The organism is Paraburkholderia elongata, from assembly GCF_013177735.1.
GTDB lineage: Bacteria > Pseudomonadota > Gammaproteobacteria > Burkholderiales > Burkholderiaceae > Paraburkholderia > Paraburkholderia elongata.
Genome location: NZ_WOEZ01000032.1, coordinates 128,038 through 145,427, shown reverse-complemented (window position 1 = coordinate 145,427; position 17,390 = coordinate 128,038). Strand labels below are relative to the sequence as shown.

Below are 17,390 nucleotides of genomic sequence, written 5' to 3'. Positions count from 1 at the left end.
GAGGCGATGACCTGTCCGACCTGCTGCTGTCCGCGCTGATCCGCTCGCGCGTTCTATTGCTGCCGCGCGCCGGTTAAACCGCGCGTTGCAGATTTCTGTTGTCCGACCGATTCCGGCACGCGTGCCCGCGTGCCGTGGGATCGGCTCGCCTCGAAACACGCCACGCCCCAACCCTAAAGAGCTCACCATGCGCATTTCTCTCTCTGCAGTGCAGCGGTTTTTCCAAGCGCCAGCACTAACGCTGATCGGCGCATTCGGCGTCGCGCTGGCGTTGTCTGCTGCGCCTGCATCCGCGGCGGACACCCCCACGTTGAAAATCGGCACCGCTACCAGTCCGCAAATCGAGGCGCTCAAAGTCGCCGCGCGCGAAGCGAAGGAACAGGGGCTGGACGTGAAGATCATCGAGTTCACCGACTGGAATACGCCGAACGCGGCGCTCGCCAACAAGGATATCGATGTCAACTATTTCCAGCACATCCCGTTTCTCGAGAACGCCAAGAAGCAGGGCGGCTATAACTTCGTCGCGATCGCGCCGGGCACGATCATGAAGATCGGTTTGTACTCGAAGAAGATTAAACGCTTCGACGAATTGAAAGACGGCGCCACCGTCGCCATCGCTAATGATCCGGTCAACGGCGGCCGTGGTCTGTTGTTGCTGCAACGCGCCGGTCTCATCAAGCTGACCCCGGGTATCGACTATCGCGCCACGACGCTTGACATCATCGACAATCCGAAGCATCTGAAAATCGTCCAGCTCGAGGCATCGCAATTGGCTCGTTCGCTCGACGACGTCGATCTCGCCCAAGGCTATCCGAGCTTCATCAAGCTCGCAGGCACCACCGATCCGAATAGCGCATTGCTGTTCGACGGCCTGGAAAACAAGAACTATGCGATCCAGTGGGTCGTGCGCCCGGAAAGCGTCAACGATCCGCGTATCCGCAAGTTCATCTCGATCTATCAGCATTCGCCCGCTGTGCGTGCCGCGCTCGACAAAGCCTTCGGCAATCTCTACGCCGTTGCCTGGTAAGTTAGGCAACCAGGCCACGCAGCTAGCGTTGCATACCGCAAGGAGCCGCACGATGGCGAAGAAAAAGATCCTGCTGAACGCGTTCAACATGAATGCGGTCGGCCATATCAATCATGGTCTGTGGACGCATCCGCGCGACCGTTCGGCGCATTACACCGATCTCGACTACTGGACGAGCCTCGCGCAAACGCTCGAGCGCGGCAAGTTCGACGGGATCTTTCTCGCGGATATCGTCGGCGTGTACGACGTTTATCAGGGTGGCCCGGAAACGCCGTTGCGCGAATCAGTACAGATTCCGATCAACGATCCATCGCTGATCGTGCCCGCGATGGCGCATGTGACGAAGCATATCGGCTTCGGCGTCACGTCGAATCTGACTTACGAGCCGCCGTACCTGTTCGCGCGACGCATGTCGACGCTGGATCATCTGACCAAGGGCCGGGTGGGATGGAACATCGTCACCGGCTATCTGGACAGTGCCGCGCGCGGCATGGGTCTCGCGCAACAGATCGGCCACGACGACCGCTACGACCGCGCGGACGATTACATGGACGTGGTCTACAAGCTATGGGAGCAAAGCTGGGAAGACGACGCGGTGGTGCGCGATCGCGCGGCACGTATCTTCTCGCATCCCGACAAGGTGCATCGCGTGAAACACGACGGTCCGTACTATTCGATCGACGCTATTCACTTGAGCGAGCCGTCGCCGCAACGCACGCCGGTGCTGTATCAGGCGGGTTCGTCGAGCCGGGGCGTGGATTTCGCGGCGCGTCATGCGGAATGCGTGTTTGTCGGCGGCCAGAACAAGCAGCTTACGCGCTCCATTGTCGACGACATTCGAGCTCGGGCAGTGAGCTTCGGCCGCGCGCCTGACGATATCAAGATCTTTGCCGGCATCACCGTTGTAGTCAGCGAAACAGAACGCGCAGCACAGGAGAAATTCGCAGAGTACCGGCGTTATGCGAGCGCCGAGGGCGGCATCGCGCATTTCTCCAGTTCGACCGGCATCGACTTCTCGCAGTACGCGCTGGATGAACCGATTTCGTATGTGAAGACCGAATCGATGCAATCTGCCGTCGAGGCGATTTCGAAGAAGAGCGTGAGTGGCGTATGGACCAAACGCAAGGTGCTCGAACAGATGACGCTCGGTGGCCGCGCGAAGCCGGTAGTCGGTTCGCCGCAGCAGATCGCGGACGAGTTGATCTCGTGGATAGAAGAGGCCGGCGTCGACGGATTCAATCTGACGCGTACTGTCATGCCGGAATCGTTCGAAGACTTCGTCCATCTGGTGGTGCCGGAATTACAGAATCGCGGGGTCTACAAGGAAGACTACGACCCGGCGCCGACGCTGCGCGAAAAACTATTCGGCGGCGGCCGCGCGCGGCTGCCTGACGTGCATGCCGGTGCGCAGCATCGGCGTAATGCGCAAACCGGCACACGATCCACAGTGGAAGCATAAGAGGAACGAAGCCATGGCCAATCTATTCGACGTGCCGCAGTTCATTGAAGACGCGCCGTCCCTTGCCTTGAATCGTGCTGCCGCCGATACCGCGCAAGAAGCCGTCGCATTCGACGACGTGGGCAAGGTGTTCGTCAACACGCGCGGCGTGTCGACCGCGGCGCTTGCGAACGTCACGCTGAATGTGGCGCGTGGCGAGGTGTTCGGCGTCATCGGCCGCAGCGGTGCAGGCAAATCGACGCTGCTGCGGCTCGTCAACGGTCTGGAAAAACCGAGTTCCGGCGCCGTTCGCGTGAATGGCGTGAGCGTCGGTGAACTCGACGAACGCGGGCTGGTCACGTTGCGGCGGCGTATCGGCATGGTGTTCCAACATTTCAATTTGCTCTCCGCGAAAACGGTGCACGAGAACATTGCGTTGCCGCTAAAAATCGCCGGCGCGCCTAAAGCGGCGATCGCCAAAAAGGTCGATGCCTTGCTCGAATTAGTCGGCCTGTCGATCAAGCGCGACGCCTATCCTGCGAGTTTGTCCGGCGGCCAGAAACAGCGCGTCGGGATTGCGCGCGCGCTCGTGACGGACCCGGATATTCTGCTGTGCGACGAAGCGACGTCCGCACTCGATCCCGAAACGACGCAAGCGATTCTCGCGTTGCTGCGCGATATCAATCAGCGGCTCAACCTGACCATCGTGCTGATCACGCACGAGATGCAGGTCATTCGCGAGGTCTGCGATACGGTGGCGGTGATCGAGCGCGGTGAAGTGGTGGAGACTGGTCCGGTGTGGCGCGTGTTCGGCGACCCGCAGCATGACGCGACGCGCGCGTTGCTGCGTACCTTGGTGCATGACCTGCCTGCGGATCTGGCCGCGCGCGTCAAACCATTGCACGAGATCGTGCAAGCGGATGCGCGGATCTTGCTCGACGTGCGCTTCACCGGCAGCGATGCACGCGAGCCTGACCTGGGCGGGTTGACGTCCGCACTGAGCGTTGAAGGTGGCCGCGTGAGTTTCGTGCATGGCGGCATCGACCGGATTCAGGGGCATGCGCAAGGGCGTCTGGTGGTGTCGGCAGAAGTGCGCGCGAATGCGGACGGCACGGTGCAAAAGCAGATCGCGACGCTGCTCGAACGCGCGCGTCACTATGCCAATCATGTCGAGGTGCTCGGCTATGTCTGATCTCTGGCTCTCGGAACTCGCCGATGCGATTCGCGACACCATCGTCATGGTCGGCGTATCGGCCTTCATCGCGGCGTTGGTCGGCATTCCGCTCGCGCTGGTGCTGGTCACCACCACGCGGGGCGGCATCTTTGAAAAACGGGTGCTGAACAGCGCGCTCGGCGCGCTCGTCAATGCGTTCCGCTCCACGCCTTTCATCATTCTGCTGGTCGCGCTTCTGCCGCTCACGCGTTTGCTGATCGGCACGACGATCGGCGTATGGGCGGCGATCGTGCCGCTCAGTATCGCGGCGATTCCCTTTTTTGCACGCGTGGCCGAAGTGAGCTTGCGTGAAGTGGACCGCGGGTTGATCGAAGCCGCGCAGGCAATGGGTGCGCAACGCCGGCATATCATCTGGCATGTGTTGCTGCCTGAAGCGCTGCCGGGCATTCTCGGCGGCTTCACGATCACCGTTGTCGCGATGATCGGTTCCTCGGCAATGGCGGGCGCGGTGGGCGCCGGCGGCCTCGGCGATCTGGCGATTCGCTACGGCTATCAGCGTTTCGATACCACCGTGATGGTGACGGTGATCGTATTGCTGATCGTGATTGTGACGGCGGTGCAGTTCGTCGGCGACCGCTTCGTGCGACGGCTTGCGCAACGCGCATGATGGCGATGCGCGATCTCGCCGGTTTGCTCGAAGCGTTGCGTGCCAGCGCGGCTCAGCGTGATCGCGACGGCGGCCACGCCGCGCAGGAAAAGCAGTGGATCGCCGACGCGGGTCTGCTTACGCTCGCCGTGCCGCGTGAATTCGGCGGTCTCGGCGCGCGCTGGCCTGAGATCTACGAGACGATCCGCCAGATCGCGCGAGTTGACAGTGCGCTCGCGCATCTGCTGGGCTTCACGTGCCTGCAGGTGGTCAGCGTCAATGTATGGGGTAACGCGGAACAACGTGCCCGCTATCTGAGCGGCACGGTGGAAGGGCGCTGGTGGTGGGGCAATGCGGTCAATCCGCTCGACACGCGACTCGTTGCGAGCGCAACCAGCGACGGTGGTTATCGTCTCGATGGGCAGAAAGGATTTTGCTCGGGCACGCGCGGTTCGCACATGATGACGGTTTCCGCGCACGATCAGGCCACCGGCAAAGCGGTATTCGCCGTGGTGCCGACCACGCGCGAGGGCATTACCGTTCATGAAGACTGGAATCCGATCGGCCAGCGGCAAACCGATAGCGGCAGCGTCTCCTTTGTGCAGGTCCTGGTCGAGCCGCATGAGGTGCTGGAGCGGGCCGACACGTCATACGCAAGTCTGCGCACGCTGATCTCGCAGCAGGTGCTGACCAATCTGTTCGTCGGCATCGCCCAGGGCGCACTCGAAGAAGCACGCGCGTACGTTACACGGTATGGCAAGCCGTGGATCTCTTCCGGTGTCGATAAAGCCACAGACGATCCCTATCTGGTCCAGCGTTTCGGCGAGATGCGCCTGCAGGCGGTGAGCGCGGAAGCGCTGGCAGTGCGAGCCGCCTATGCGCTCGAAGACGCATGGCAACAAGGTCCGGCTTTGGACGCCGAAACCCGTGCACGCGTGGCGCTCGCTACATCGGAGGCGAAAATCGTCGCGCACCGTGCCGCGCTCGATGTCAGCGAAAAACTGTTCGACGCTTGCGGCGCCCGTGCCACGCACGCGCCGCTCGCGCTCGACCGTTTCTGGCGCAATGCTCGCGTGCATACGCTGCACGATCCGCTCGACTATCGCGTGCGCGACGTCGGCCGCTATGCACTCAGCGGGGTATTGCCGGAGGTCTCTTTGTACACTTGAGGCGGTTCGCGGCGGCCTGCAGTGCAAGGCACGGTTGCCGTCACGCAAGGCGCGCCGTTCTGGACTGATGTGGTAGCTGGAGGTAGCGGGGTAGCGCCGGGTGTCAGGCGTCAGGGCGAAAGCCATATAAAAAAGGTCCGTGTGAAGGCGGACCTTTTTTCTGGGTGCTTCGGTTCGAGTCAGGCTGGACCGGCCCTCATCGATTCAACTCGACTCAGGCGGCTTGCGCAATCTGCGCTGCTTCGAGCGCTTCCTGGCGCGCGGCGGCGGCCTTTTTGGTCTTGCCGGCGCGCGACGGCGGCTGGCAGGCGCCACACACCACGTTGTGTTGCAGATCGTGCTTATGCGCGACGAACTTGCCGGTGCAACGGCAGCATTTGGTCAGCTGCAAGATGTCGGCGTCGAAAAAACGCACCAGCGTCCATGCACGCGTCAGATCCAGCACCGGTTCGGATTCGCTGTGCTGGCAATGTTCCAGATACAGCCGATACCCTTTGGTCAGCGCATCCAGGTGCGAGCAACGCGCTTCGTTCTTCAGGAACAGGTACGTGTTGTAGAACAACGACGCGTGGATGTTAGCCAGCCATGTCATGTACCAGTCCGCCGAGAACGGCAGCATGCCCTTGGGCGGCGATACACCTTTGACCTCGCGGTACAGGCGGATCATGCGGTCGCGCGAAAGCGTCAACTCGCTTTCGAGCACCTGCATGCGCGCGCCGAGTTCAATCAGCGCGATGGCACGGAATACTTCTTGTGCGTCTTCCGTCAGGCTACGCTTAAGCATCGCGGTCACCTCGATTAAGCGAACTGCTCGGCAGGCTGGCCTGCAAGCAGGATCGCCGCGTGAGTCGGTGCAACTGCTGCATGCTTCGTCGTTTGCGTCAACGCCGACAACATCGAGTGGTCGTTGAAGCGGAAGAAGCATAAAAGCTGATCGGAAGCGGCCAGCTTGACGATCTGCGCGAGCGACAGCCCGGCAAGCAAATCAGCCAGTTCCGACGACAGTCCCAGCCGGAACATGCCAACCGGTTTGTCCTCACGCAACATACGTTGCGCGAGCATGATGTAAGACAAGTTGATCTCGCGGATTGAATCCAGCGTCTCGCTGCTACGGTCCATTTTCTGTGTTTCCGAAGCCCCGAATTACTATGTCGGCATTTTTTGCCGTTATGTCTTTTGTGCCTCACCGGAAACGGTAACCTCCGGCTACATGTCACCACCTGATACAGACAGCGACTTTTTGATACATCACGTTACATTTCGTAACAGCTTGGGACGAATTGTATGAAGGGCAAAACAAGAAATCAATCCCCTCTCAAAAAAATATCTCAAAAAAATGCATCAAATTTCGGTAACTCTTTCACGGTTCTGTAATAGATGGTGCCAGGTGGATTTTTTGTGGCCTGAGAATTTCGTCTGATCCGTGGAAACCCCTGTGTGGTGGGCTCCAGAGTCATTCATCTGAGCAATGGCATGTACCAAGCCAACAGCCGGAAACTCAGGACGAAATCGGAAAGGAAATAGAAAGCGAGACCAATTAAAAGTAATAAATACCGCTCATTGGTGCTGCTATGGGGACAAATCAGAGGTGTAACAGGTTGGTGCGGCCCCGGTTACAAACGAGGCTGCATTTGTAACGTCTAGCAACCGTTTGCGCGGATCCGTTCGACCTCGAGGCCGAACGCCGGGCGTAGGGGTGCCGAGCACGTTACCGGTGAAGGTGGCAACCCGCCACAGCCCGCCGTGCAAGCTGCCTGACACGATGCCGCTGAAATAGGCGCCAACGTTACAACCGTAGGCCAGACGGGCTCCGTAGCCGAGCATTAGGCCGCCGACCACCGCCGCGATCAGCGAGCGGGCCGGCATCTTCCAGACCGATGCGTAACGGCCGGCGAGCGCTGCGGCTGAAGGGGCAGACGACCTGCGGCAGGATCGGTACGCTATTGCTGTTACATGAAGCGCGCCATCAGATCGGCATCGTGAAACACGCCGTCCACGTTCAACGCGTCGACCTCGCAGCCATATTTGCGAAAGCCAAGCGACTGATAGAGCCTGCGTGCCGCCTCGTTCTGGCTACTCACCATCAACTGGATTTGCCGTAGTCCCTCTATCCGTGCCGCTCGGGCCAGCAATTCATTCAGCAAGGCGCGCCCGACTCCGCGGCCCGCAGCTTCCGGCACGACATACATACCGACGACAGAGGCCTTGTGCCGTTCCTTGTCGCGCTGGCTGCGCAGCAATCCGACCACACCGATCAACGGTGCATTGGCCGATGCATAAGCACCGAGCAAAAAGTCCCCTTCGGCTGCGCGCGCGCCCTGCAACATCGCGTCATGCCGCGCCGCGCCCTTGGCCAGCGCTTCCTCGTAGCTTTGACCGAACGACTCCGGATGTGCCTTCAGTCCGCGCAGGCGAAGCTGAAAGTAGGCGTCGCGGTCGGCCGGCCCGAGTTGGCGGATCAGTAGGGCGCTGTTGATCAAGTGCGTCTCTCCATGTGGTTTGAATGGCGCTGCAAGCGGTAACAACGCAGTGTTCGATGATGCTCAGGGTTCTGCCGTTCTGCCGTTCTGCCGTTCTGCGGTCCTGCTATGGCTTCACGGCTTCAGCGTGTTGCCCCTCGGCGCGTTGGCTTTCGGCAAACTCGCGCAATGCCGCCGCGGTTTGCTGATCGGCGGGAAAGAACGCCTCAATTGCAAGTTCCGACAGTGTCACATCTACCGGTGTGCCGAATACCGTGGTCGTGCTGAAGAACGACAGCTCGCCGATCGGCGTGCGCAGTCGCAGCGGCACGGCGACCTGATTACTTGCGGTGTCGTCTTGGTCGGTCAATTCCACGCCGGGCGGAGCGGGATACGCGGCTAGCTCGTCGCGCAGTGCACTCAACGTGTCGTCGCCACTCACGTCGATTTGCCGCTGGAGTCGGGACAGCGCGTGCGCACGCCAGGCATGCCAATTGACGATCGACGCTGCGATGCCATCTGGATGCAAGCTCAGCCGCATCGCATTGACTGGCGGTTTCAGCAGTTCCGGGCTTGCGCCTGCAAGCAGCGGCGCAAGCGCATTGTTTGCGGCAACGATGGTCCAGTGACGGTCGATCGCGAGTGCCGGATACGGCTCGTGACCTTTGAGCACCAACTCGACTGCCTCGCGCGCAGCGGCCAGTTGCGGGTCCGTCAAAGGACGTTCGCGGAACAGCGGCGCATAACCCGCCGCGATCAGCAGCGCATTGCGCGAACGCAGTGGCACGTCGAGCCGCTCGGCGAGGTGCATGACCATTTCCCGGCTGGGCACCGCACGGCCTGATTCGACGAAGCTCAGATGCCGCGTTGAAATATCGGCTTCAGCGGCGAGTAGCAACTGGCTCATTCTTCGCCGCTGCCGCCATTCACGCAGCAGATCGCCGACCGTGCGGCTTGCTGTCGGCCCGTTCGACGGGATGGTTTGCGCAAGAGAGAGTGTGTTCATGCTACCGATGATAGCCAAAGCGCGTTAGCGATCCATTACCTCACAGGTAATGGAATACCCGGGAAAGCGTAGGAGCACGCGCGAATAAGCAGCACATTCAGAGCGTTGCCCCAACCGCCAACACCACAGGCGCGAATCAGGCGTGCGCCACACCTTCCGGCACCGCGTTGAGCTTGACGCCCAGTGCGCGCAACAGTTTGAACACCGTATCCATGCGCGGTTTGGAGCCGGGCGCGAGTGTTTTATAGAGGCTTTCGCGCCCAAGCCCAGCGTCGGCCGCGACCTTCGCGATGCCGCGTGCTTTTGCGATGTCGGCGATCGCTGCAAGGAGGAGGTCGGCGTCGCCTTCTTCCAGCGCTGCATTGAGATATTCAGCGATCATCTCCTCGCTATCGAGGTAGTGCGATGCGTCGAACCGTACGGTTTTGACTTTGCTCATGACAGTTCCTTTCTGATTGCTGCCCACATTGATTTGGCATGCTTGATGTCGGCCGGCTGCGTGGACTTATCGCCACCGCAGAGCAGCAGATACACCATGCGCCCTTCGCGCGCGAAGTAGACCCGATAGCCGGGACCACAATCGATACGCATCTCGGATACACCGTCTTCCAGCAGCTTTACGTCGCCGAAATGACCTCGCTCCGCGCGCCGGACCCGCACCAGGATTTTTGCCCTCGCTCTTAAGTCTGCGAGGCCGGCAAGCCAGCTGTCGAATTCCTCGGTGCGGTTGACCGTGTACACAGGCGGTGAACCGATTTGCTGATGAGTGTATCCTGATGGATACGGTCTTGCAAGTGTAAAAACCATATTTAAAAAAAAGCGGCTCGCGTCCGCACCCGTTCAGTTCGTCACATGCCGCGCGTCAACGCTGCGCTGCCCCCATTTGCCCCACGAGGTTAGCGGCTAACGCAGCCCGTGACGATTCGGCCGGATGGCCAATCCGGCGGGCAAAAAAGGCGCGGTTCTGCACCGTGCCGCATCTGGATGCTTACCTCCCACGTAATCGACGCGCTGCGCTCGAGCGGTCAATCTTCACTCCGAGCCCGCCGCATACAACGTGTCTGCCGAGCGTAGTGCTCAGTCATGCCAATCAAGGAGTCTGAGATGAATGCGCATACCGATCTGATCGACCGTTATTTCGACGCATGGAATGAAACCAACGGAGTGCGACGCCGCGAACTGATCGCCGCGACGTGGGCCTCCGATGCCGACTATCGCGATCCGCTGCTGGCGGGCGCGGGCCATGACGGCATCGACGCGATGATCCGTGCAGTGCATGAACGCTTCCCGCATCACACGTTTCACCGCACGACGGAAGTCGACGGCTTCGCGAACCGCCTGCGCTTTTCGTGGGCACTCACCACGCCGGCCGGCGAGGGGATCGTCAAGGGCTCCGACTTCGGCGTGCTCGACACACATGGCCGCCTGCAGGCCGTGACGGGCTTCCTCGACCAAGTGCCTGCCGCCACCTGACAACTCGCAAATTTTCACGGAGACGATCATGCACGAGTCCGTTGCCGCTACGGCTCCCGGTACTGTCCTCACGTTCGCGCGCCTCTCGGGCGCCGTCGACGCGCTCTCCAGCGCGATCGCCGGCTTCGCACTGCTGGCCGGCACGCGCGCGTTCACCTTCACTGCGTTGCTGGCCTGGCGCGAGCCGGTGGTGGGCGGCGCGGGTCTCGTGCTGCTCGCGTTAGTCGGATGGCTGCGGTGGCAGTGTCGCCAGAAAGCGGCTCACCGCATCGTGCGGAAAAACTGATCGACGATGACCCGCCGGCAACTGATCGTGCGCCACGGTCTTGCTACAATCGATCGCGACACACTATAGGGACACTACGGGGACAAACCGTTCGAACCCGAGCGGCTAGCCGCCAACTGGACCTCAAGGAGACACCGTGCTGAAGAATCTGGATCCGCTGCTGAATGCCGATGTGCTGCATGCGCTACGCTCGATGGGACATGGCGACGAACTGGTGGTTTGCGACGCCAACTTCCCGGGCGCTTCCGTCGCGCAGGAGACGGTGTTGGGCAAGCTGCTTCGCCTCGATGGCGTGAACGCACCGCGTGCAATTCGCGCGATTCTGTCGGTAATGCCGCTGGATACATTCATCGAGCACCCTGCCTCGCGGATGGAAGTGGTGGGCGAGCCGAATACGATTCCGGCCGTTCAGCGCGAGGCGCAGATCGAGATCAATGCGGCGGAAGGGCGCGAGGTGCCGTTTGCTTCGGTCGAACGTTTCGCTTTCTATGAGCGGGCGCGCAAAGCCTATTGCGTGATCGCTACTGGCGAAGAGCGCGGTTATGGCTGCTTCGTTTTTACCAAGGGTGTCTTGCTCGCGCCGGATGCGCCGCAGCAATAGCACCTCACCACGGCTGCCCGCGCTTGGAAAAGGCGGGCAATGCACATATTCTCAGATGCAAAGTGGGGAACTGCGGCCGCCTGGCCGGGTCTGCTGCTTATTCATTTACTGGAGCCCCTCATGACGCGTCCCGTCGATTCCGGCGTCATCCTCTTCGCGCGTATCGCGCTTGCCGTGCTGTTTTTGTGGGGCGGCGTGATGAAACTGCTGGGCTATGCGGGCTTTGTCGGCTATCTGCATTCGAAGGGCGTGCCGTTCGTACCGGTCGCCGCACCGATTGCAACAGCGGTCGAGGCACTCGGCGGTCTGCTGCTGATCGTCGGCTTCAAGATCCGCCCGCTAGCGCTCATCATGGCCGTCTACACCGTGGCAACCGCGGTGCTGGGCCACGATTTCTGGAATGTCACGGATGCCGCTTTGCAACGCGATATGGTGATTCACTTCTGGAAGAACGTCGGTATCGCCGGTGGTTTCCTGCTGTTGTTCGTGACCGGAGCGGGCCGTATCAGTATCGACGGCGCGCGTGCGCCACGCGGCGGGCTGAATCGCTGATCACGCCGTTGGGGTAGTCTGTGCAGGCCGCTTTTGATTCTGGCTGTAATCGAGGGAGCAGATAATGATTCAAAGTTTTGAGCAAACCATTGGTGGCAAGGTCACGCAGTTGTGCGCAAGTCTCGGCGAAGGGTCTACGCCGCATCGCGTCATCATCAGCCTTGCCGACTCAGCGAAGACTTTGGTGGTTCTGGATGCATCCGGCCTCATTGGCACGATCAAGGCCGAAATCGAACAGCCGGAAAAACTGATTGCTGACGCGATCACCAAGGCGCAAAACGAAGGACTGATCGAGCGCGCGATCGACACCAGCACGATTCAGGAAGCGACGCTGTAAGTAACGATCTGATCAGCGCGATTCAGGAATTTGCCCGGGGCCAGTCTTGTGCGGCTTCGAGGCCAACGCGTGCGGCTCCGGATGTACAAGGCAGCCCATTACGCCGCCGATCACCAGCAGACCGACCGAGATGGCCGTCGCGGCCTGCATCCCCGAGACGATCTGCGTGGCGGCAGCGCCGCTCGCCAACGCTCCGAAGGCGGCTACACCGACTGCGCCGCCTGCTTGCCGGGCGGTATTGAGCACGGCGGACGCAGTGCCCGCGCGCCTGGCTTCAGCGGAGGCCAGCACAGCGGTCGTCATCGCCGGGACCGCAAGGCCCATCCCCGAGGGAATAAGCAGGAACGGCAGCAGCAAGCCGCCGAGCGGTGTCGACGCATCGATGAAATGCAGCAGGCCATAGCCGAGCCCCGCGGTGATTGCACCGGCGATCATCGGCACGCGTACACCGAAGCGCCCGACCACCCAGCCGCTCGCCACGTTCGAGAGCAGAAAACCGCCCGTCAACGGCAGGAAAGCGAGGCCCGCCTGCAGCGGGGTGTGGCCGCGTACGCGCTGCAAATACAGGCTCAGAACGAACACCATGCCGTAGTACGTCAGATTCACGCAGATGCCGAACAGCACCGCTACATTGAAGGTGCGCTTGCTGAATAGCGCGAGCGGCAGCATGGGTGTCGCGACGCGCGATTCCACGGCGATGAAGGCGCCGGTTGCGACTAGCGCGAGTATGAAACCGCCGGCCACCAGCGGATGGCTCAACCCCAGCGGCCGCAATTCGATCACAGCGGCAACGAAAGCGGTAAGCGCGACGATCGCAAGGGCCCGCCCGCTCAGGTCGATACCACGAAGGCTTGCCCTGGCTGCAGCCGATGCCGTTGCTGTAGCTCCAGCCGCAGTCCCCGCTCCAGTCCTTGCCCCAGTGCCAGTCGTGGTCGTAACCGTCGCCGAAGCTGAAGCCGAAGCCGCTCCTTGCGCGCTTTTCTGTGCGAATTCAGGCCGTGGCACCCAGAGCAAAGTCGCCAGCAAACCGGCTACGCAAATCGGCAGATTGACGAGAAAGATGCTGCGCCAGCCGAACGCCGCAATCAGCAGACCGCCGACCACCGGTCCGGCCGCGATCGAAATCGCGCCCGCGGCGGTCCACAGCCCGACGGCACGCGCCCGGAGCTTCGGATCGTGTCCATATGACTGGTTGAGCAGCGCCAGCGAGTTCGGCAGCATGGCGGCGGCGCCGATGCCTTGCAACGCGCGCGCGGCGACCAGCATGGTGGCATCGAGCGCCAATCCGCAGGCGAGCGACGCGAGCGCGAAAAGCACGATGCCGGCCGCGTACATGCGCCGCGCGCCGAGCCGGTCGCCGAGCGCGCCGGCTGACAGCATCAGCACGGCGAACGCGAGCGTGTACGCGTCGACGACCCATTGCAGGCCCGCGACATTCGCACGCAGCTCCGCACCGATCTTCGGCAGCGCGATGTTGACGATGGTCACGTCGAGTTGCGTGACGACGAAGCCGACACTGACGGTCGCGAGAATGCGGCCGAGGGCGGGTGAATGGGGTGAGTTGGGCGAGTTCATGAGACGCATCGTAAGCCGATGCAGCGCGCGATGTTTCGGCCCGACGTGAAGTGTGGATGTCGCCGAAACTGCTGGAAAGGCGGGGCGTGGAACTGATGGAACAACGGCGCACCACGCGTGCGCCGTTGCGAAACAGCTCGCCTAGCGCGCTTGCGGCGCGTCTTTGATAAACAGCGTAGTCAATGCCCCGAGAATGCAGATCGCGCCGACATAGAGCGGCGCGGCCATCGGGTTCGACTTCATCATCAGCGAAACCGCGATCGGCGTAAGGCCGCCGAACACCGCATAGGCGACGTTATACGAGAACGAGATGCCCGAGAATCGCACGACGGGCGGGAACGCCTTGACCAGCACGAACGGAATTGCGCCAATCACGCCGACGAAAAGGCCGGCCACGGCATACAACGGCACGAGCGCCGACGTATCGACGGCGAGCTGCTGGAACATCACGTAGTACGTCACCGCCAGCGCGAGGCCGCCGATGAAAATCGTACGCCCCGCGCCGATCCGGCCAGCGGTCGAACCCGCCATCACGCAACCGATCGTCAGGCACAGCGTCGCCACGCAGTTCGCCAGCAACGCAGTGGCCGGCGCGATATGAAACTGCTTCTGCAGCAGCGTCGGCGTCATCAGAATCACCACGACGATCGCGGCCGACAGCATCCACGTGAGCAGCATCGACACGATTACGGCACGACCGTGGTCGCGTAACACGGCCTTGAGCGGCACTTCTGCGGCAATCGCCTTGCGTTGCTTTAGCTCGGCGAACACCGGCGTTTCATGCAGCCAGCGGCGCAGATAAACCGAGAACATGCCGAACACGCCGCCCACCAGGAACGGGATGCGCCATGCGTAGGCGGAGATTTCCGCCGGTGCGAAGTTGCGGTTTACCGCCGATGCGATCAGCGAGCCGAGCAGGATGCCCGCCGTGAGGCCGGCAGTCAGCGTGCCGCATGCATAGCCGACGTGCCGCTGCGGCACGTGCTCGGAAACGAACACCCATGCGCCCGGCACTTCGCCGCCGACCGCCGCGCCTTGCATCACGCGGAACAACAGCAGCAATACCGGCGCCATCACGCCGATGCTGGCGTAGGTGGGCAGCAGCCCCATCATCAGCGTCGGCACCGACATCAGCAGCACGCTCAGCGTGAACATGCGCTTGCGGCCGAACAGGTCGCCGAAGTGCGCCATGATGATGCCGCCGAGCGGCCGTGCCAGATAGCCCGCCGCGAAGATGCCGAAGGTCTGCACCTGACGCAGCCAGTCAGGCATCGCCGCAGGGAAGAACAACTGGCCGATCGCCGGCGCAAAGAATACGAAGATGATGAAGTCGTAAAACTCCAGCGCCCCGCCGAGCGCGGCGAGACCGAGCGTCTTGTAATCGCTTCGCCCAAGAGGGCGTGGGGTGACAGCATGCGCTCCACCCAGATTTGTCGCTTGCATTGCTTGTGTCTTGTCTTGAATTGGGAGCCACACGAAGCGCGTGGAAATACGGCGATCGTCGGGCGAGAAGTGTGGCAAGCGCTGGGTAGAGCACGGGACACCGGCGCGCCGGCCCGGATAGGGCAAGCGCGATGACGACTGGGGCCAGGCCGGAGATTTTACAGGATGAAAGCCTTTGACTTCGGGAAGTACTTAATTAGATTGGAAAAAGTTCCCCGAGACATGCCTTTTCGACGGTGGCAGGACGGCGAGGGCTGCGCGTCGTGCGAGCCGTAGCCTTCGAGTGTAGGAATGCCGTGTCCGACTGTCGGAGCGGGGCGATTGGTGCGCAAATTAGGAATGCTCCTATGGGATGACTTGGGCGTCCCTCCGAGAATCGCGTCCGAGCCATCAGTTAAGAGTTATCCCATGCGCATTGCCATCCTTCAGCGTGACCCCGTCATGCGTCAGTCGATCGAAAAGGTCCTCATGAGCGCCAGCCATACGTGCATGGTCTATGACGACGGTTTGACCATGTCGAAAGCGCTCGCCCGTTCCACCGTGGATATGCTGGTGCTGGACTGGCAAGGCACTCGCCTGTCCGGCGCCGAGGTCCTGCGGTCGGTGCGCGCGGTCGGCGGCGACCGCCTGCCGGTCCTGTTCGCTTCGGCGGAAACGTCGGAAGAGAGCGTGGTGCGGGCCTTTGCCAGCGGAGCAGACGACTATGTCGGGCTGCCATTGCGGCCGGGCGAGTTCCGCGAGCGTGTTACGGCGTTGCTGCGCCGCGCCTATCCGGACCGTTTCAGTTCCGCGAGCTTCGATGTCGGCCCCTACCATTTCGACACGCATCGCCAGCTCGTCATGCTGCGCGGTCAACCGGTCCCGCTATCGGGCACGCAATACCGGTTGGCGTCGCTGTTCTTTTCCAATATTGGCCGCGTGATGTCGCGCGACCATATCTTCGCGATGGTGTGGGGCCGCGAGTTCCGCGAGTTCACCCGTACGATCGACAGCCATGTGTCGCGTCTGCGTTTGCTGCTCGAGATCGAGCCGCAAAACGACTTCCGGCTGCAACCCGTATACAAGAGCGGCTATCGGCTCCTGCATCTGCGGCAAGGCGAAGTGGGTGCGGAGAAGCAGGCGGCCTGAACGGGGCGCCGGCAGATGGGACGGCGGGTATTGCGGGTCGTCCGCGCCGGCCCGCAATACCCGCTTCCGGCACGCGGCTGAAAGCGGGCCCAGGTTCATCGAGGCAAATTAAAGTGGCGGCAATGCTGGCCGCTTTTGAATCGCACCGCGAATCAACGCTTCAACGACCTTGCGTTCATCCCCGGCCAACGGCAGGCGCGGCGGCCGGACCGGCTCCGTGCCAAGCCCGACAATCGTCTCGGCCAGCTTGATGTTTTGCACCAGTTTCGACGAGACGTCGAGCGCGAGCAGGGGCGCGAACCAGCGATAGATCGCGCGCGCTTCTTCAAGACGGCCCGCCTTCAGCAACTTGTAAATCACGACCGTCTCGCGCGGAAACGCGCACACGAGACCGGCCACCCAGCCATGTGCGCCCATCAATATCGCTTCCATCGCGAGGTTGTCGACTCCGCACAGAATCGCGAAGCGGTCGCCGACCACGTTGATCAGATCGGTCACGCGCCGCACGTCGCCGCATGATTCCTTGATCGCGACGATCTTCTTTTCGTCGGCGATTTCCGCGAACATCTCGGGCGTCATGTCGACGCCATAAGCAAGCGGATTGTTATAGATCATCAGCGGCAGTTCGCTCGCATCGGCGACGCTGCGAAAGTGGTGCAGCGTTTCGCGCCGGTCCGACAGATAGCGCAGCCCGGGCAGCACCATGAAACCAGCCGCGCCATGCCGGCTGCCGGCTTCGGCCTGGCGGCATGCGTCGAGCGTGCTGTTCTCGGCGATCGTCAGCAAAACCGGCACACGGCCGCGTGAGGCCTCGACGGCGATGTCGAGCACGTGCAACTTTTCGTCCAGTGAGAGCGTCGACGCTTCTCCGAGCGATCCGCACACGATGATGCCGTCCACCCCCGCCTCGATCTGTGCCTCGATATTCTTGCCGGTCCATTCGCGGTCTATGCTGAAATCCGCGTGGAACTTGGTGGTCACTGCGGGCCATACGCCTTCCCAGATATGCGCCACGACTGCTCTCCTGAGTGTGTTGAGTTGAAGCGCAGTGTAAGCAGGGAAAATGCCGCCGTCTT

At 61.7% G+C, this 17,390-nt stretch carries 20 protein-coding genes and 1 pseudogene; 11 read left to right on the top strand and 10 right to left on the bottom strand.

Translation table 11 applies throughout. The features are described from left to right. Window positions 1-187: 187 nt before the first annotated feature. The 5 genes from GNZ13_RS06040 to GNZ13_RS06020 are packed head-to-tail and all read left to right on the top strand — an operon-like array spanning window position 188 to window position 5,454. On the top strand, window positions 188-1,027 hold the full coding sequence (locus GNZ13_RS06040) for a MetQ/NlpA family ABC transporter substrate-binding protein (RefSeq protein ID WP_172161383.1): 840 nt from the start codon (window positions 188-190) through the stop codon (window positions 1,025-1,027). 52 nt (window positions 1,028-1,079) lie between these two features. Then, window positions 1,080-2,486: an LLM class flavin-dependent oxidoreductase gene (locus tag GNZ13_RS06035; protein ID WP_172161381.1), complete on the top strand. Its 1,407-nt coding sequence runs from the start codon at window positions 1,080-1,082 to the stop codon at window positions 2,484-2,486. Window positions 2,487-2,499: 13 nt separating this feature from the next. Continuing rightward, the gene (locus GNZ13_RS06030; protein WP_172161379.1) at window positions 2,500-3,657 is read left to right on the top strand and encodes a methionine ABC transporter ATP-binding protein; all 1,158 of its coding nucleotides are present in this window, start codon (window positions 2,500-2,502) and stop codon (window positions 3,655-3,657) included. Continuing rightward, window positions 3,650-4,306, top strand: coding sequence for a methionine ABC transporter permease (locus tag GNZ13_RS06025; protein WP_172161377.1), 657 nt, complete (start codon window positions 3,650-3,652; stop codon window positions 4,304-4,306). Before GNZ13_RS06030 ends, GNZ13_RS06025 begins: the two co-directional genes overlap by 8 nt. After that, on the top strand, window positions 4,303-5,454 hold the full coding sequence (locus GNZ13_RS06020) for an acyl-CoA dehydrogenase family protein (protein WP_172161375.1): 1,152 nt from the start codon (window positions 4,303-4,305) through the stop codon (window positions 5,452-5,454). Before GNZ13_RS06025 ends, GNZ13_RS06020 begins: the two co-directional genes overlap by 4 nt. Before the next feature lie 214 nt (window positions 5,455-5,668). Here GNZ13_RS06020 and flhC read toward each other — a convergent pair whose 3' ends face one another. The 7 genes and pseudogenes from flhC to GNZ13_RS05985 form a co-directional block, all read right to left on the bottom strand. Then, window positions 5,669-6,238, bottom strand: coding sequence for a flagellar transcriptional regulator FlhC (gene flhC / locus GNZ13_RS06015; RefSeq protein WP_105505973.1), 570 nt, complete (start codon window positions 6,236-6,238; stop codon window positions 5,669-5,671). Window positions 6,239-6,252: 14 nt separating this feature from the next. Continuing rightward, window positions 6,253-6,573, bottom strand: a complete 321-nt coding sequence (gene flhD / locus GNZ13_RS06010) for a flagellar transcriptional regulator FlhD (RefSeq protein ID WP_028194930.1) — start codon at window positions 6,571-6,573, stop codon at window positions 6,253-6,255. Window positions 6,574-7,094: 521 nt separating this feature from the next. After that, a pseudogene (locus GNZ13_RS06005) lies at window positions 7,095-7,359 on the bottom strand (YeeE/YedE thiosulfate transporter family protein); the annotation flags it as partial. A 44-nt stretch (window positions 7,360-7,403) separates the two neighbouring features. Then, window positions 7,404-7,934 carry a GNAT family N-acetyltransferase gene (locus GNZ13_RS06000; RefSeq protein ID WP_172161373.1) on the bottom strand — a complete coding sequence of 177 codons (531 nt, stop codon included), beginning with the start codon at window positions 7,932-7,934 and terminating at the stop codon, window positions 7,404-7,406. 106 nt (window positions 7,935-8,040) lie between these two features. Next, window positions 8,041-8,919, bottom strand: coding sequence for a helix-turn-helix domain-containing protein (locus tag GNZ13_RS05995; protein ID WP_172161371.1), 879 nt, complete (start codon window positions 8,917-8,919; stop codon window positions 8,041-8,043). Between the two features lie 136 nt (window positions 8,920-9,055). Next, window positions 9,056-9,358 carry an addiction module antidote protein gene (locus tag GNZ13_RS05990; RefSeq protein ID WP_172161369.1) on the bottom strand — a complete coding sequence of 101 codons (303 nt, stop codon included), beginning with the start codon at window positions 9,356-9,358 and terminating at the stop codon, window positions 9,056-9,058. Continuing rightward, entirely contained in the window at window positions 9,355-9,726 is a 372-nt protein-coding gene (locus tag GNZ13_RS05985) for a type II toxin-antitoxin system RelE/ParE family toxin (RefSeq protein ID WP_216674725.1), read from the bottom strand. Before GNZ13_RS05985 ends, GNZ13_RS05990 begins: the two co-directional genes overlap by 4 nt. A gap of 297 nt (window positions 9,727-10,023) precedes the next feature. Here GNZ13_RS05985 and GNZ13_RS05980 point away from each other — a divergent pair, with 297 nt between their 5' ends. The 5 genes from GNZ13_RS05980 to GNZ13_RS05960 all read left to right on the top strand — a co-directional run bounded on the left by GNZ13_RS05980 (window position 10,024) and on the right by GNZ13_RS05960 (window position 12,168). Further along, entirely contained in the window at window positions 10,024-10,392 is a 369-nt protein-coding gene (locus GNZ13_RS05980; RefSeq protein WP_172161365.1) for a nuclear transport factor 2 family protein, read from the top strand. A 28-nt stretch (window positions 10,393-10,420) separates the two neighbouring features. After that, a complete protein-coding gene (locus GNZ13_RS05975) occupies window positions 10,421-10,678 on the top strand; it encodes a hypothetical protein (RefSeq protein WP_172161363.1) in 258 nt (85 codons plus the stop codon). A 136-nt stretch (window positions 10,679-10,814) separates the two neighbouring features. Continuing rightward, window positions 10,815-11,279 (top strand): RbsD/FucU family protein, encoded by a 465-nt coding sequence (locus GNZ13_RS05970; protein ID WP_172161361.1) that lies wholly within the window; start codon window positions 10,815-10,817, stop codon window positions 11,277-11,279. Between the two features lie 120 nt (window positions 11,280-11,399). Beyond that, window positions 11,400-11,831, top strand: a complete 432-nt coding sequence (locus GNZ13_RS05965) for a DoxX family protein (RefSeq protein ID WP_172161360.1) — start codon at window positions 11,400-11,402, stop codon at window positions 11,829-11,831. Window positions 11,832-11,895: 64 nt separating this feature from the next. Continuing rightward, window positions 11,896-12,168, top strand: coding sequence for a hypothetical protein (locus GNZ13_RS05960; RefSeq protein WP_172161359.1), 273 nt, complete (start codon window positions 11,896-11,898; stop codon window positions 12,166-12,168). A 12-nt stretch (window positions 12,169-12,180) separates the two neighbouring features. On the opposite strand, the gene GNZ13_RS05955 is transcribed toward GNZ13_RS05960, so the two are convergent. Together GNZ13_RS05955 and GNZ13_RS05950 are read right to left on the bottom strand one after the other, a co-directional pair. After that, entirely contained in the window at window positions 12,181-13,752 is a 1,572-nt protein-coding gene (locus tag GNZ13_RS05955; protein WP_407945607.1) for an MFS transporter, read from the bottom strand. A 132-nt stretch (window positions 13,753-13,884) separates the two neighbouring features. Then, window positions 13,885-15,186: an MFS transporter gene (locus GNZ13_RS05950; RefSeq protein WP_172161357.1), complete on the bottom strand. Its 1,302-nt coding sequence runs from the start codon at window positions 15,184-15,186 to the stop codon at window positions 13,885-13,887. A 408-nt stretch (window positions 15,187-15,594) separates the two neighbouring features. Here GNZ13_RS05950 and GNZ13_RS05945 point away from each other — a divergent pair, with 408 nt between their 5' ends. Continuing rightward, window positions 15,595-16,314: a response regulator transcription factor gene (locus GNZ13_RS05945; RefSeq protein WP_172161356.1), complete on the top strand. Its 720-nt coding sequence runs from the start codon at window positions 15,595-15,597 to the stop codon at window positions 16,312-16,314. 108 nt (window positions 16,315-16,422) lie between these two features. Here GNZ13_RS05945 and GNZ13_RS05940 read toward each other — a convergent pair whose 3' ends face one another. Further along, complete coding sequence (locus GNZ13_RS05940; RefSeq protein ID WP_172161355.1) at window positions 16,423-17,328, bottom strand: dihydrodipicolinate synthase family protein; 906 nt, start codon at window positions 17,326-17,328, stop codon at window positions 16,423-16,425. Window positions 17,329-17,390: the final 62 nt, after the last annotated feature.

Excerpts from the sequence above, each read along its gene's own strand:
- GNZ13_RS06040 (WP_172161383.1), top strand. The coding sequence starts at position 188 with ATGCGCATTTCTCTCTCTGCAGTGCAGCGGTTTTTCCAAGCGCCAGCA.
- GNZ13_RS06035 (WP_172161381.1), top strand. The coding sequence starts at position 1,080 with ATGGCGAAGAAAAAGATCCTGCTGAACGCGTTCAACATGAATGCGGTC.
- GNZ13_RS06030 (WP_172161379.1), top strand. The coding sequence starts at position 2,500 with ATGGCCAATCTATTCGACGTGCCGCAGTTCATTGAAGACGCGCCGTCC.
- GNZ13_RS06025 (WP_172161377.1), top strand. The coding sequence starts at position 3,650 with ATGTCTGATCTCTGGCTCTCGGAACTCGCCGATGCGATTCGCGACACC.
- GNZ13_RS06020 (WP_172161375.1), top strand. The coding sequence starts at position 4,303 with ATGATGGCGATGCGCGATCTCGCCGGTTTGCTCGAAGCGTTGCGTGCC.
- flhC (WP_105505973.1), bottom strand. The coding sequence starts at position 6,238 with ATGCTTAAGCGTAGCCTGACGGAAGACGCACAAGAAGTATTCCGTGCC.
- flhD (WP_028194930.1), bottom strand. The coding sequence starts at position 6,573 with ATGGACCGTAGCAGCGAGACGCTGGATTCAATCCGCGAGATCAACTTG.
- GNZ13_RS05995 (WP_172161371.1), bottom strand. The coding sequence starts at position 8,919 with ATGAACACACTCTCTCTTGCGCAAACCATCCCGTCGAACGGGCCGACA.
- GNZ13_RS05990 (WP_172161369.1), bottom strand. The coding sequence starts at position 9,358 with ATGAGCAAAGTCAAAACCGTACGGTTCGACGCATCGCACTACCTCGAT.
- GNZ13_RS05985 (WP_216674725.1), bottom strand. The coding sequence starts at position 9,726 with ATGGTTTTTACACTTGCAAGACCGTATCCATCAGGATACACTCATCAG.
- GNZ13_RS05980 (WP_172161365.1), top strand. The coding sequence starts at position 10,024 with ATGAATGCGCATACCGATCTGATCGACCGTTATTTCGACGCATGGAAT.
- GNZ13_RS05975 (WP_172161363.1), top strand. The coding sequence starts at position 10,421 with ATGCACGAGTCCGTTGCCGCTACGGCTCCCGGTACTGTCCTCACGTTC.
- GNZ13_RS05965 (WP_172161360.1), top strand. The coding sequence starts at position 11,400 with ATGACGCGTCCCGTCGATTCCGGCGTCATCCTCTTCGCGCGTATCGCG.
- GNZ13_RS05960 (WP_172161359.1), top strand. The coding sequence starts at position 11,896 with ATGATTCAAAGTTTTGAGCAAACCATTGGTGGCAAGGTCACGCAGTTG.
- GNZ13_RS05955 (WP_407945607.1), bottom strand. The coding sequence starts at position 13,752 with ATGCGTCTCATGAACTCGCCCAACTCACCCCATTCACCCGCCCTCGGC.
- GNZ13_RS05950 (WP_172161357.1), bottom strand. The coding sequence starts at position 15,186 with ATGCAAGCGACAAATCTGGGTGGAGCGCATGCTGTCACCCCACGCCCT.
- GNZ13_RS05945 (WP_172161356.1), top strand. The coding sequence starts at position 15,595 with ATGCGCATTGCCATCCTTCAGCGTGACCCCGTCATGCGTCAGTCGATC.